At 62.8% G+C, this 320-nt stretch carries 1 protein-coding gene; it reads right to left on the minus strand.

Annotated elements, in window-relative coordinates:
- On the minus strand, positions 1 to 320 hold a 320-nt coding region (locus BFW87_RS03750; RefSeq protein ID WP_303047298.1), incomplete at both ends, for an IclR family transcriptional regulator domain-containing protein.

Below are 320 nucleotides of genomic sequence, written 5' to 3' on the forward strand. Positions count from 1 at the left end.
GTTTGATCACAGGGATCAGCTCGGCCATTTTCTCCAGCGGCATGTAGGGCACGGTACTGGCAATGCTCAGCCCGGCGACGATACGTCGGCTGGCATCGCGTACCGGCGCCGCGACACACCGGATCGACGGTTCGTTGTCTTCCAGATCAAACGCATACCCTCCCACCACGTAGTCGTGCATGCGCTGCTCGAACTGCGCCCAGGATTGCTCCGGGTGCTGCGGCCACTGCTGGCTTTTGCGCTCCGTCGGCTGGCTGACGTCATACAGGCGCTGCCACTCCTCCACCGAATCATCCAGCAGCAACGCCTTGCCGATGCCG

The sequence above is a fragment of the Pseudomonas fluorescens genome, from assembly GCF_002022275.1.
GTDB classification, from domain to species: Bacteria; Pseudomonadota; Gammaproteobacteria; order Pseudomonadales; family Pseudomonadaceae; genus Aquipseudomonas; species Aquipseudomonas fluorescens_AJ.